This window comes from Lentzea sp. NPDC037011, assembly GCF_055607425.1.
Window position 1 is genome coordinate 49,492 of the sequence record NZ_JBVJRT010000004.1, and the last position, 13,344, is coordinate 62,835.

At 71.4% G+C, this 13,344-nt stretch carries 11 protein-coding genes; 5 read left to right on the forward strand and 6 right to left on the reverse strand.

The features are described from left to right. Nucleotides 1-137: 137 nt before the first annotated feature. Both ACZ7CH_RS12250 and ACZ7CH_RS12255 read left to right on the forward strand, forming a co-directional pair. Nucleotides 138-1,688, forward strand: coding sequence for a S8 family peptidase (locus ACZ7CH_RS12250; protein WP_470373868.1), 1,551 nt, complete (start codon nucleotides 138-140; stop codon nucleotides 1,686-1,688). Between the two features lie 58 nt (nucleotides 1,689-1,746). Then, on the forward strand, nucleotides 1,747-3,204 hold the full coding sequence (locus ACZ7CH_RS12255) for a trypsin-like serine protease (protein ID WP_458432177.1): 1,458 nt from the start codon (nucleotides 1,747-1,749) through the stop codon (nucleotides 3,202-3,204). Between the two features lie 104 nt (nucleotides 3,205-3,308). On the opposite strand, the gene ACZ7CH_RS12260 is transcribed toward ACZ7CH_RS12255, so the two are convergent. From ACZ7CH_RS12260 to ACZ7CH_RS12275, 4 genes are all read right to left on the reverse strand, one after another. Beyond that, on the reverse strand, nucleotides 3,309-4,415 hold the full coding sequence (locus ACZ7CH_RS12260) for a pectate lyase family protein (protein ID WP_360396547.1): 1,107 nt from the start codon (nucleotides 4,413-4,415) through the stop codon (nucleotides 3,309-3,311). Between the two features lie 253 nt (nucleotides 4,416-4,668). After that, a complete protein-coding gene (locus ACZ7CH_RS12265) occupies nucleotides 4,669-6,639 on the reverse strand; it encodes an ABC transporter ATP-binding protein (protein ID WP_470374184.1) in 1,971 nt (656 codons plus the stop codon). Further along, nucleotides 6,639-7,217: a TetR/AcrR family transcriptional regulator gene (locus ACZ7CH_RS12270; RefSeq protein WP_470374185.1), complete on the reverse strand. Its 579-nt coding sequence runs from the start codon at nucleotides 7,215-7,217 to the stop codon at nucleotides 6,639-6,641. Before ACZ7CH_RS12270 ends, ACZ7CH_RS12265 begins: the two co-directional genes overlap by 1 nt. 241 nt (nucleotides 7,218-7,458) lie before the next feature. Next, a complete protein-coding gene (locus ACZ7CH_RS12275; protein WP_360396549.1) occupies nucleotides 7,459-8,592 on the reverse strand; it encodes an epoxide hydrolase family protein in 1,134 nt (377 codons plus the stop codon). Between the two features lie 74 nt (nucleotides 8,593-8,666). Between ACZ7CH_RS12275 and ACZ7CH_RS12280 the strand changes: the two genes are divergently transcribed. Continuing rightward, complete coding sequence (locus ACZ7CH_RS12280; RefSeq protein WP_470371903.1) at nucleotides 8,667-9,296, forward strand: TetR/AcrR family transcriptional regulator; 630 nt, start codon at nucleotides 8,667-8,669, stop codon at nucleotides 9,294-9,296. Further along, a complete protein-coding gene (locus ACZ7CH_RS12285; protein ID WP_360396553.1) occupies nucleotides 9,293-9,700 on the forward strand; it encodes a PPOX class F420-dependent oxidoreductase in 408 nt (135 codons plus the stop codon). The genes ACZ7CH_RS12280 and ACZ7CH_RS12285 overlap by 4 nt, the downstream gene beginning before the upstream one ends. On the opposite strand, the gene ACZ7CH_RS12290 is transcribed toward ACZ7CH_RS12285, so the two are convergent. Next, nucleotides 9,701-10,402 carry an SDR family NAD(P)-dependent oxidoreductase gene (locus ACZ7CH_RS12290; protein ID WP_470371902.1) on the reverse strand — a complete coding sequence of 234 codons (702 nt, stop codon included), beginning with the start codon at nucleotides 10,400-10,402 and terminating at the stop codon, nucleotides 9,701-9,703. Between the two features lie 105 nt (nucleotides 10,403-10,507). On the opposite strand from ACZ7CH_RS12290, the gene ACZ7CH_RS12295 reads away from it, so the two are divergent. Next, complete coding sequence (locus ACZ7CH_RS12295) at nucleotides 10,508-11,374, forward strand: helix-turn-helix domain-containing protein (RefSeq protein WP_470373869.1); 867 nt, start codon at nucleotides 10,508-10,510, stop codon at nucleotides 11,372-11,374. 9 nt (nucleotides 11,375-11,383) lie between these two features. Here ACZ7CH_RS12295 and ACZ7CH_RS12300 read toward each other — a convergent pair whose 3' ends face one another. Further along, the gene (locus tag ACZ7CH_RS12300) at nucleotides 11,384-13,009 is read right to left on the reverse strand and encodes a hypothetical protein (protein ID WP_470373870.1); all 1,626 of its coding nucleotides are present in this window, start codon (nucleotides 13,007-13,009) and stop codon (nucleotides 11,384-11,386) included. Nucleotides 13,010-13,344: the final 335 nt, after the last annotated feature.

Consider the following 13,344-nt stretch of genomic DNA (forward strand, 5'->3'; position numbering starts at 1 on the left):
ACGTGTCTTTTCCCGTACCCCTACGGGTCCCAGCCACACTTGTTCACCCCGTCGCCCAGGCCGAATGGTGGTTGCCGAGCGGCCCGACGTCTCGAGCCCCTGCCAGCGGCCGCTCGAAACGCGCGATGGAGGAACAGATGCAAGAGCGCAGAAAGCGGTGGGCGGCAAGCCTGGTCACGGTCGTGGTCGCCACCGCCACCGTGGCGGCCACGGCGGGCCAAGCCGTGGCGCAGCAGCCGGAAGCCGCTGTCGCCCAAGCCGAGCGGCACCACCCCGGGCAGTACGTGGTGGTGCTCAAGGCCGAGGCCCGCGCGGCTGCCGGGGGCCAGGCCGAGGCGCTCACCCGGCGCTACGGTGGCCGCGTGACCGACACGTACTCGGTCACCCTGAACGGTTTCGCGGTCCGCGACCTGTCCGAGCAGCAGGCACGGCGGCTGGCGGCCGACCCGTCGGTCAGGTCCGTGCACCAGGACGGCACCAGCACGGCCACCGGCGAGCAGCCGAACCCGCCGTCGTGGGGGCTGGACCAGGTCGACCAGCGCACCACCGCCCTGGACAAGAAGTACGCCTACCCCAACGAGGGCGAGGGCGTGACCGCCTACGTCATCGACTCCGGGATCAGCGTCCAGCACCCCGAGTTCGAGGGCAGGGCGAGCCACGGCTACGACCTGCTCGACAACGACGCCGACGCGAGTGACTGCTACTGGCACGGCTCGCACGTGGCCGGGACGATCGCGGGCAAGACCGTGGGCGTGGCGAAGAAGGCCAAGGTCGTGGCCGTGCGCTCGCTCGACTGCCGGGGCTCCGGCCCGGACTCGGTCACCGTCAGCGCCATGGAGTGGGTGGCCAAGAACGCGGTGAAGCCCGCCGTGGTGAACCTGAGCCTGGGCATGGACGTCCTCGGCGTCGGTGACGAGCAGGTCAAGGCGATGGTGGCCAAGGGGCTCGTGGTGGTGGTCTCCGCCGGCAACAACGGCGAGGACGCGTGCGGGGTCAGCCCGGCCCGCGTCCCCGAGGCGCTCACGGTCGGCTGGTTCAACAAGGACCGCACGCGCGGCGGGAACTACGGTCGCTGCGTCGACCTGTTCGCTCCGGGTGGCAACATCCACTCCAGCGACAACGCCGGGTCCTTCCGCACCGCCAGCGGCACCTCGATGGCCTCACCGCACGTGGCGGGCGCCGCCGCGCTGTACCTGTCGGCCCACCCCGGCGCGACCCCGCAGCAGGTCGGCGATGCGCTGGTGCGCAGCGCCACCCCCGACCTGGTCAGCAATCCCGGGACCGGCTCGCCCAACAGGCTGCTCTTCGTCGGTGACGTCGGCGGCGGCACCCCGTCCCGGTGCGGAGCCAGGAGCAACGACGAGGACGTGGCGATCCCCGACGCGGGTACCGCGGTCGGCACCTCGGTGACCCAGGACTCCTGTGACGGCAAGGCTTCTGCCGCGCTGTCGGTCCGGGTCGACATCGACCACGGCTACACCGGGGACCTCGCCATCGGTCTCGTCGGACCGAGCGGGACGGCCTACCCGCTCCAGCGCGCCGGCGGTGTCGGCGAGTCCGGCGGCGTGCACCGCAGCTTCACCGTCGACGCCTCGCGCGAGGAGGCCAACGGCACCTGGCGGCTCCTGGTGACCGACACCTACCGGTTCGACACCGGCACGCTCACCGGCTGGTCCATCACGTTCTGACCGAAGTGGACGGACAACGTCCTCCGGCTCGATCACACCCCTGCACCGAAGGAACACGATGAGAACACCACGCTTCGCAGCGGTACTCACCCTGGCACTGGCCGCGGTGACCATGCCCGTCGTCACCGCGGCGGGCGCCACGCCCGCCGGCGGGACCAGCACCGCGGCGACCCCGACCGACCAGCTGCGCCCCGGTGGCGCCGGAGCCCTGATCGTCAACGGGGAACGCACCACCGTGAAGGAACACCCGTTCGTCATCGCCGGCATGCGCGTCGGTGGCAACGGCCCGCAGGGTCAGTCCTGCACCGCCTCGGTGGTCGGCAAGCGCAAGATCCTCACCGCGGCGCACTGCATGGTCGACGCCACCGGCGCCAAGAGCTACGTCTACGGCGACGACGACCTGAACACCCCCGGCGACGAGACGTTCCGCACCGCCGTCGAGTCGTTCAAGACCCACCCCGGCTACACCGGCTCCGGCGGCTGGCGCACCGGTTACGACGTCGCCGTCGTCACCACGGCCGACGACCTGCCGGTCCCGCAGAGCCAGTGGGCCGCGGTGGCCGGCTCGGGGGACAGCGCCCTCACCCGGCCCGGCGGGTCCGGCTTCTCCCTGGGCTACGGCAAGACCTCCTCGGCCGGCGGGTCCGGCGAGCTGCGCAAGACCACCCTGCCGGTCAACGACCCCGCGGGCTGCCAGGTCTTCGACATCAGGGTCAACGGCGACCTGATGGTGTGCACCGGCTACGACGACGGGCGCACCGCCAACTGCTCGGGTGACAGCGGCGGTCCGTTCATCGTGGACGGCGTGATCGTCGGCGTCTCGTCGTGGGGTGCCAGCGGCTGCAACCGCTACAGCATCATGGCGCGGCTGACCAACTCCATGGGCGACTGGGCCAAGGGCGAGATCGGCGGCGGTACCCAGCCCGGCAGGTTCGCGGTGGCGTTGTCGCCGTCCTCCGGCAAGGCCGAGCCCGGCAAGCACGTCTCCACCAGCGTCACCACCACAGCCGGCGACCAGGGCCCGGAGAAGCTGGAGCTGAGCGCGTCCGCCCTGCCCGCAGGAACGACGGCCACGTTCCAGCCCGCGGCCGTCAACTCCGGTGAGGTGGCCAAGCTGACCCTCGCGACCTCGGCCACCACCCCGGCGGGCACGTACAAGGTCACCGTCACGGCCAAGGGCACCGCGGAGTCCAGGACCGCCGAGTACACGCTCACCGTCGGCAGCGGCACCGTGAACGGCCCCACGCCCTCGGTGTCGCCGAACTCCGGCAGCGTCCCGCCAGGCGGCTACGCCACCGCGACGGTCACCGTCACCGGTGGCACGGGCACCATCCGGCTCACCGGCGCCGGCCTGCCCAACGCGCCGATGTTCACCCCGCAGACCGTCAACCCGGGCGGCACCACCCGGATGACGCTGATGGGCCCGTACCAGCGCGGCACCTACAGGGTGACCGTCACGGCGACGGACAGCGCGGGCAAGACCGGAACCGCGGAGTACACCCTCACCGTTCGCTGATCTCCCCACCGGGAAGGTCTTGCGAACATGGGGGAGCCCGTGACCGCCTCGGCGGTCACGGGCTCCCCTCGTCGAACAGGATCTCGCTCAGTCCGTGCGGAGTTCTACTGGCAGCTGCCGTTCGACTCCGCCAGACCCGTTCCCGAGCCCGCCGTGCGGCTCACGACACCCGGAACGCAGGTGGCCTGGTCGAGGGTGAAGGCGTAGGGCACGGAGACGGTCGTGGTGGACTTGACGTCGGGCCCGGCGGGCCTGTGGTCGCTGCTCGGGGCGGACCACGTCACGGTGTCGAAGACGTTGCCGCTGACCTGCCAGTAACCGGCCTCCGTGGTGTAGAAGGTGCCGAGGACGTCGCGGGAGTTCTTGAAGTAGTTGTTGTCCACCTTGGCCTTGGCGCCGGCCCGGGAGTTGATGCCGGACTCGTTCAAGCTCACGTAGTGGTTGTTGTACATGTGGGCGATGCCGCCGCGCAGCAAAGGCGCCCGGGAGTCGATGTTCTGGTACAGGTTGTGGTGGTAGGTGATGAACCCGTTCGAGCGGTCGCTCTCGCTGGACCCGACCAGGCCGCCGCGACCGGAGTTGCGCAGGGTGCTGTAGGACAGGGTCACGTACTGGGTGTTGTTCTTCATGTCGAACAGGCCGTCGTAGCCCTCCGACTCGCCACCCGAGGCCAGGAGGTCGACGTGGTCGACCCAGACGTTGCGGACGTTGCTCTCCATCCCGATGGCGTCGCCGCCGTTCGAGGTGGGGGAGCCCGACTTCTTGACGTTCCTGACCGTCACGTTCCGGATGATGATGTTGCGGGACTCGCGGATGTGGATGCCCAGCTGGTCGAAGACGGCTCCGCTGCCGACGCCGATGATCGTGACGTTGCTGATCCGCTTGAGCTCGATCACGCCGGCGGCGGTCTCGCAGCTGCTGCCGGAGACCTTGGCGGTGTTGCCGTGGTTGATCGTGCCAGACACCTCGATGACGATCGGCGTGCTGCTGCTCGCGCGGCCGCACAGGGCCTGGTGGATCTGGGTTCCCGTGGTGGCCCGGACCGTCGCCCCGCCCTGTCCGCCGGTGGTCCCGCCGTTCTGGGAGGCGTAGCCGGTCGCGGTGCCGGCCGCCGCCGACGCCGGTGACGTCACCAGCACCGCGCCGGTCGAGGTCGCGACGGCCACCGCGGCCACGACAGCGGAGATCCGCCGTGCGACTGGTCGTTTCATTTGTCCTCCTGCGTCTTCGAAGATCGGACGAATTCATCGAAATGACGCTGATCGCTATGGCGGTGGGAGTCAGCGTAGCTGGCGGCGCTTTTGTCGAGTATTGCGCAACAACGCGTGCTGAGCAATAAAATTCACGGTCATGAACTCAAAGCCCCAGTCGTGCGGGTCGTCCGGATGATTCATGAATATGAACGATTCGATTTTCCGTAGCCTGGAGGACGTGATTTCGCCTGTTCGAATCGAACAGGACGCGCTATTCGACGCGTGCGCCCGGCACCTCGTCCAGGTACGCCTTGGCCTGCAACGTGAACAGCTCGGCGTACCCGGCCCCGGCCGCCATCAGCTCCTCGTGCGTCCCGTACTCGGCGACCTTCCCGTGCTCCAGCAGCAGGATCCGCTCCGCCTGCCGCACGGTGGAGAACCGGTGCGAGATGTAGAGGGTCGTGCGGCCTTCCGAGAGCTCCCGCAGGCGGGCGAACAGGTCGTGCTCGGCCTGCGCGTCCAGTGCGGAGGTCGGCTCGTCCAGCACCAGGATCGGTGCCTCCCGCTGGAACGCCCTGGCCAGCGCGATCTTCTGCCACTCGCCGCCGGACAGGCTGACGCCCTGGTCGAACCAGCGGCCGAGGGGGCTGTCGTAGCCCTGCGGCAGCCGTTCGATGCGCTCGTCGGCACCGGCGCGGCGGGCCGAGTTCTCGATGTGGGGCCGGTCTTCGAGCCGGGCGAGGTCGCCGAGACCGATGTTCTCCGCGGCGGTGCCCTGGTAGGTCACGTAGTCCTGGAACATCGCGCTGACGCGGGTGCGCAGCTCGACCGGGTCGTACTCGCGGATGTCGACGCCGTCGAGCAGGATGCGGCCGCCGGTCGGGTCGTAGAGGCGGCACAGCAGCTTGAACAACGTCGACTTGCCGGCGCCGTTGCGGCCCACCACCGCCACCGTCTCGCCGGGGCGGATCTCGAAGCTCACGTCGTCGAGCGCGGGTTCCCCCGCGCCGGGGTAGCTGAAGGTCACCGAGTCGAACTCGATGTGCCCCTCCACGGTGGACGGCATCGGCCGCGGAGCCGGTGGGGCGGTGATCTCCGGCTTGGTGTCGAGGAACCGGTACAGCGTGTCGAGGTAGAGGTTGTTCTCGTACATCCCCGAGAACGCCGTGAACAGCCCCGAGACCGACGCCTGCACCGACGCCGCCGCGGCCGTGTACAGCGCCAGGTCGCCCAGGGTGAGCCGGCCGCCGACCGCTTCCAGTGCGATGTACAGCGTGATCGCCGAGCCCGCGAGGGTGCTCAGCAGGCCCCAGGACGTCGAGCTGACGTTGCGGTTGACCGTGAGCTTGCGCTGCCGCTCGTAGGAGACGGTGCCGAGCCGGCGGAACCGGTCGACGAAGTACGGGCCGAGCCCGAACAGCTTCGTCTCCTTGGCGTAGGTGTCGGTCGTGACCAGCGAGGACAGGTAGTCCATCCGGCGCTTGATCGGCGACATCATGAAGGTCAGCCAGAACGCGCGCGAGCCGTACCTCGACTGCGAGATGAACGCCGGGATCGGCGCCAGCAGCGCGACCAGCGCCAGCAGGGGGCTGATCGAGACGAGCAACGCGATCATGCTGCCGAACGTGATCAGCGTCCGCAGCAGCCCCAGCGCGGAGTTCATCATCGACAACGGCCGGGTGGGCGCCTCCTGCGCGGCCTGGCGCAGCATGTCGTACGACGCGGAGCCCTCGAAGTAGGCGAGGTGCAGGTCGCTGGCGTGGGTCATGACCCGGTGGCGGATGGTCAGCGTCATGCGTTCCTGCAGCAGCGACTGCGCGATCGACGTCAGCGCGCTGCTGACCGCGGTCGCGGCGAGCACGCCGAACTGGAGTGCCGCGACCTTCGCGATGTCCCCGGTGGTGCCGGTGTGCTGGATCGCCGCGACGACGGAGTCCAGCAGCAGCTTCGCGATGTAGGCGGTCGCGGTCGGCAGCAGCCCGGACAGCAGCGTGATCAGCGTCAGCACGACCGTCAGGACCGGGCTGGCCTGCCACGTCAGCTTCGCGACCTTCGGCAGGCCGCGGACGGTGCCCGCCACGGACGTCCTGACCCGCCTGAGGCGGGAGCGCAGGTCCTTCGGTTGTGGCTCCGGTGTCGGTTCGGGGATGTCGACCGGTCCGGTGAGCCCGCTGTCCGGAACGGTCGTGGGAGCGCGCCTGCGGCCACGCCGGCCCAGCAGGAACTCCACGCCGCCCGGCATCATGCGGCCTCCACGGCGCCGTGCAGGAAGAAGTCGACCACCTGGCGCGTGGTGGGCGCGTCGACGTCGGAGGCCAGCCTGCGGCCGCCGAACAGCAGGGTCAGGAACAGGGCGGCGAGCTGGTCGGGTGGCAGGCGCAACCGGTCGGTGTCGGGCACGAACAGCTCGACCACGGCCTCCCGGATCGCGATCATCGACTCGTGCCGCCGGCTCCTGCCGCCGTGCTCCTCGCGGCGGTGGTCGCGGTGCTTGGGACGGCCGGACGCGCGCAGCGCCCCCATGAGCGCGCCCATCCGCTCGAGGTGCGCGCCGAGCGCTTCTGCCGCCTCGACGAGGCGGTCCTCCAGCGGCTGGTCGAGGGGGATCTCGGCGATGGCGTCGAGCACGTGGTCGGGCTTGAGCGCCTCGGCCGTGCAGGCGTCGAACAGCTCGTCCTTGTCCTTGAACGCGCGGAAGACGGTGCCCTCGCCGATGCCGGCGGCGCGGGCGATCTGGCTGCTCGTGACGTTCGTGCCGTGCTCGACCAGCAGCGGCAGCACGGCGTGCACGATCATGGCGCGGCGGTCCTCCGCGCTCATGCCCGGCGCTCGCCGCCGGGCCTCGGATGTCGGTGTCATGCGCCCAGCATGCGGAGTGAGTGCTCACTCCGTCAAGCGGGTTCGCCAGGAGCGGACCGGCCGATCTCGCACGAGTGGTACCCGGTCGCGGTCGAAGCCGGGGTCAACCTGTGGCGCGGGGGAGCGGGCAACGCCATCGAGAGCTCCTCGGTCTCCGTGGACGACCGGGAACCCCGGTGAGCTGCCGAGCCGAGCTGCGTGCTCAGCGCAGCGACCGGAACGTCGTCCGGATCTCCTCGGTGAGGACGCGCGGCTGTTCGAGGGCCGCGAAGTGGCCGCCGCGCTCCAGCTGGGCGTGGTGCAGCACCGTCGTGTACCGCCGCTCCACCCACCGCCGCGACGCCTGCACCGCCTCACCGGGGAAGATGCTGAACCCGGCGGGCACGGGGTTGGGTTCCTGGGCACCGCCGCCGGTCCTGGCCTCCTCCCAGTAGAGGCGCGCGGACGACGCGGCGGCGTTGGGCAGCCAGTAGAGCATGATGTCGTCGAGGATCTCGTCGCGGTCGATGACGTCCTCGGGGTTGCCGTCGCTGTCGGTGACGTCCTGGAAGAGCGTGTAGATCCAGGCCGCGAGGCCGGCCGGTGAGTCCGCGAGCGAGTAGCCGATCGTCTGCGGGCGGGTGGCCTGTTCGCGGGCGTACGCGCTGAGCTCGTCCTGGTAGCGCTGGGCGCGGGCCACCATCCGCTGCTCCTCCTCGGTCGCCTCGGCCAGTTCGGCGGCGGTGGGGAACACCAGCGGCAGGTTGAAGTGCACGCCCCGGCACCGTTCGGGTGCCCTGCGGGTCAGCTGCTCGACCACGGCCGCACCCCAGTCGCCGCCCTGCGCGAACCAGGTGTCGTGACCCAGCCGCAGCATGAGGGTGGTCCACGCGTCGGCGACGCGGGCGGCGGTCCAGCCGGTCGTGGTCGGTTTGCCGGAGAACCCGAAGCCCGGCATCGACGGGATCACGACGTGGAACGCGTCGCGGGCGTCGCCGCCGTGGGCGACCGGGTCCGTCAGCGGGCCGACCAGGTGCCGGAACTCCAGGACCGAACCGGGCCAGCCGTGGCACAGCAGCAACGGCACCGCGTCCGGCTCGGCCGAGCGGACGTGCAGGAAGTGGACGTCGACGCCGTCGATGGTGGTGCGGGACGAGCCGAGGTCGTTGAGGACCTGCTCGGCCCGCCGCCAGTCGTAGCCGGTGGCCCAGTGCTCGCACAGGGCGCGGATGCGGTCGAGCTGCGGACCCTGGCTGCCGTCGGTGACGGTCTCGCGGTCGGGCCACCGGGTGGCGGTCAGGCGGGCGCGCAGGTCCAGCAGGTCGGCTTCGGGGACGGCGATCGGGAACGGCTCCATGGCACGAGCGTAACCTAGAAGTGGAAGAAATATTCAACTTGGAATTTCTCTTCCACTTGTCTAGGGTTCGGTGCGTGACCGGACCTCCTCCCTTGCGGCGCGATGCCGAGCGCAACCGCCAGCTGCTGCTGCGCACGGCGTACGAGCTGATGGCCACCCAAGGGCTTGACGTGTCCTATGAGGACATCGCGCGGGCCGCAGGCACCGGGATGGGCACGGTGTACCGCCGCTTCCCCGAGCGCCAGGACCTGCTGGACGCCCTCTTCAGCGACCACGTCGACACGGTGGTCGGCTTCGCGGAGGAGGCCGCCGAGCACGAGGACGCACTGGCGGGGCTCGCCTGGTTCCTCGAACGGCAGCTGGAGGTCGAGGCGCAGAGCCGCGGCCTGGGGGAGCTGCTGCGCGGCCGCGACCAGGCCACGGCGCTGGTGCAGCGGGCGCACGACCGGATGACCCCGCTGGTGGCCGGCCTGGTCGACCGGGCCGTCCGCGCGGGTCAGCTCCCCGCCGGTGCGACGCCCGCCGACTTCGCCGCGGTGCACGTGATGGTCGGCAGCGTCATGGACGCCACCCGCACCCGCGCACCCGGCCTGTGGCGCCGTTCCCTGCGGATCGCCCTGGCCGGCCTGCGCCACGCCGACCTCTCCGGCGACGCCCCGGACGAGGCGCTCATCGGCCACCTCTACAACGACCAGAAGAGATGAAGGCCCTCACCATGACGGCACTGCCCGCCGACCTGATCGCCGTGCTCGACGCCAAGGCGATCTGCTTCGTCACCACCCTCATGCCTGACGGCTCACCGCAGATCTCCCAGACCTGGGTGGGCACCGACGGCGACCACGTGCTGATCAACACGGTCGACACCCACCAGAAGACCCGCAACCTCCGCCGCGACCCGCGCATCGCGATCGGCATCGCCGACCCGGCCGCGCCCTCCCGGTACTGGGCGCTGCGCGGCAGCGTCGTGGACATCACCGCCGACGGCGCGCGCGAACACATCGACGAGCTGTCGCAGAAGTACCTCGGGCGGCCCTACCCGGGCTTCGGCGGCGGCGAGCAGCAGCGCGTCGTCCTCACGGTGAAGGTCGACCGCATGCACACGCCCTGATCAGGACCAGGCGAGCTCGCCCTCGCGGGACACGAACCGGCCTGTGTCCGCCCCGCGGCCCTCGGTGGCGAGCGCGACGATCGCATCCGTGCCCTCGGTGACCGTCTGGAAGCCGCTGTGCCCGTTGAGGTCCGTCGCGGTGTAGCCGGGGTCGGCCGCGTTGACGCGGATGCCCGGCAAGCCCTTGGCGTACTGCGTGGTCAACATCGTCAGCGCCGCCTTCGAGGCGGCGTAGAACGGTGCGACCACGCCCGACTCGGGGCGGCCGGGGTCGTGGGTGAGGGCGAGGGAACCCATGCCGCTACTGACGTTGACGACGACCGGGTCGTCGGAGCGGCGCAGCAGCGGCAGGAACGCGTGCGTCGTGCGCACGACGCCGAGCACGTTGACCTCGAAGACGGCGAGGGCGTCGGCGGCGGTCAGGTCGCCCAGCTCCCCTCCGAGGGGGCCGTGCACGCCGGCGTTGTTGATCAGGACGTCGATGCGGCCCTCGTGGTCGCAGACGTCGGCGGCCGCAGCGGCCACTGACGCGTCGTCGGTCACGTCGATCGGGACGAACCGCGCGCCGAGCGCCGCGGCGGCCTCCTCGCCCCGCTCCCGGTCGCGGGCACCGACCAGGACGGTGTGGCCGAGCCCGGCGAGGCGGCGGGCGGTCTCGCGGCCGAGACCCTTGTTGGCCCCGGTGATGAAGGTGATCGTCATGAGACCGATCGTGAGCGCCGGCGCGGCCGTGGACCAGGACCGGCCCGGCGGTAGGAACGGCAGTACCACCCTCCCACCCGGACAACGGACGCCGCGGGCAGCAGGATGGACGTCGTGACGACCTCCGGCACCGGACTCGGTGCGATGATCCGGACCTGGCGGGACCGGCTGTCCCCGGCGGCCGCCGGGATCGGCACGGCGCGCGGGCGGCGTGCGGCGGGGCTGCGGCGCGAGGAGCTGGCCGACCTGGCTGGCGTCTCGGTCGACTACGTCGTGCGGTTGGAACAGGGGCGGGCCACGGCCCCCTCCGCGTCGGTGGTGGCATCGCTGGCGCGTGCTCTGCAACTCTCCACCGCCGAGCGGGACCACCTGTACCGGCTGGCCCTGCTCGTGCCGCCGGCCGAGGGGACCATCTCCGACCACGTCCCGCCGGGGATGCAGCGGGTGCTGGCCCGCCTCGGCGACGTGGCCGCCGCCGTCTTCGCGGCGGACTGGCAGCTGGTGTGGTGGAACCGCGGGTGGGCGGCGCTGCTGGGCGACCCGGCCCTCTCCCCGCCCCGGTCGCGCAACTTCGCCCGCGACCGGTTCGCCGCCGACGGCGGCCCCGCCCACCTCGCGCGGTGGCCGGTGACCGAGGCGGACCGCGCCGCCACCGACGCCGCCGTCGTCTCCGACCTGCGCCGCGCGACCGGCCGGTTCCCGCGGGACCGCCGCCTGGCCGCGCTCGTCCGGGAGCTGACCGCGGGCAACGAGACGTTCGCGCGGCTGTGGGCCACCGGGGCGGTCGCCGCGCACCGCGAGGACCACAAGACGATCCACCACCCGTCGGTGGGCCCGGTCGAGGTCGACTGCGACGTCCTGGGCGACGGCGACACCGAGCTCAAGATCGTCGTCATGACGGCGGTGCCCGGCAGCGCGGACGAGACCAAGCTCCAGCTCGCCACCGTCACCGGCGCACCCGCCGCCGTCTGAGGGCGTGCGTCAGTCGCCCGGCGCCGCCCAGCCGAGCTCCTCCAGCAATGGCAACGGCACCGTGGAGTACTCCGGGAACCGATGGTACGGCTTGACCATCGGGCGGAAGCGCTCCGGCAACCCGCCCGACCGGGCCAGGGCGGCCAGTGCCGTGCCGATGCGTTCACCGGGGACCTGGAACGCCAGGTCGTGACCGTCCAGTTCGGACACCCGCGGCAGCCACCCGTCCAGGAACGCCTCCATCCGTGGGCGGTGGCCGGCGAGTGCGTCGGCGAAGACCGAGGACAGCGCGAGTGTGACGGCGGAGTCGTGGCGGTCGCCGCGGAAGTGGCGCACGGTCAGGCTGATCGACTCGTTCGTGCTGTCCGGCCCGCGCTGGGCGAACACCTCGCCGAGCGCGGCCCACGCGTCGACCTCGGCCAGGGCGGTGAGGGCGGACTCCCGGTCGCCGCGGGCGAGCAGGGTGTCCTCCAGCACGAACCACAGCGGACCCAGGGAGGTGCGCCGGGTCAGCTCGCCGGTCGCGGTGCCGAGCAGCCGCTGCGCCGCGGCGACCGTTCCCGGGACGTCGACCCACAGGTAGTCGACGTCGGCACCGGTGATCGTCTGCGGTGAGGAGCGGAGCGCGGTCTCCAGGGTCGTGCGCTGGGCCGCGGTCAGCTCCTCCGGCGCCAGCGCGCGGTAGCCGTCCCCGCTGCCGCGGAACTGGCGCGCCATCCGTTCGAGCAGCCGGGCGTGCAACGTCGGACGGCTGCCCTCGGGCGCGGTCAGCAGTCCGTCGTCGTCCGTGCCGAAGGTCCACGCCGCCGCGGCCAGCTCGCCGAGGTCACCCGTCCACGTGTCGTGCACCGGGTACTCGCCCTGCGCGAGGTGGTGCAGCAACGCCCGCGTGCCGTCGTCGGCGAAACCCGAGTAGACCAGGCACGCGGCCGCGGCACCGCGCACGTGCAACGACGGGCTGGTCGTCATCAGATCCCGTGCCGCGGCAACGTGGTCCACCCTCGCGTCGGTGCGTCGCGCGCAGCCGGGCGTGACGCCGTTGTCGCGCGCGGCGAGGAAACCGTGGGCCAGGCAGAGTCCCGCAGACGCGTCGGGTGTCAGGGCGGGCAGGCTTTCCGGCTCCCGGCCCAGCAGCACCAGCAGCCGCAGCGCCTCGTCGTCACCGGTGCGGGTCCACATCGCCTCGACGTCGGCGGCGAACTCCGCGACCAGCCCCGCGTACTCGCTCGTGGCCTTGGCGACGTCGTCCGGCCGGGCCACGAAGTGCGTCTCGCCGACCGCGATCCTGGCCAGGAACAGCGGTGCCAGCTCGTTGTCCTGGTGCAGCAGCTCGGCCAGGAACGGGATCGCGGCCTCGGACGCCGTGTAGACCGACCCCTGGTGCGTGGTGGCCGAGTAGAGGCCGTACACGCCGAAGTTCCGGTCGCCGTCGTCGTCGCTCGTGATCGCCTCGATGAACAACGGCGTGTCGGCGGCCGTGCCGTAGGCGTCCTCCAGGGCCGCCCAGTCCACGTCGGCCAACCCGGGGGGAGGCGTCGTGCGGCCGCGCAACGGCGGCCGTTCCGCGTCGTCCCCGTCCTCGTGCTCGCCGAGGTCCGGCGGTGCGAAGGCGGGCAGCGCAGCAGCGTCGAACATGGTCCGTCCTGCCAGGTCAGAGGATTGACGTGGAGGCTAGCAGTGCCGTGCTGGTGGTGTTGCCCAGATCGTTGACCCGGTAATTGGTCTTCCGCGCTGACCGGGCAAGGCTGGTCCCGCTTGTCGAGTGCGGAGGTGGCCATGGCTCGTCGTCCGGGCGTGTTCATCCGCATGGAGCGGGGGCGACCGGAGACGATCGGTGACCGGATCTGCCTGATCGCCCGGACGTCCCCCGCCGACTGGGGCATCACCGCGTTCTCCACCTGGTCGCTGAGCACGCTGTGCGCTCCACCTGCTCGACCGCGGCACCGTCGCCGCGATCAGCCGGGAGACCC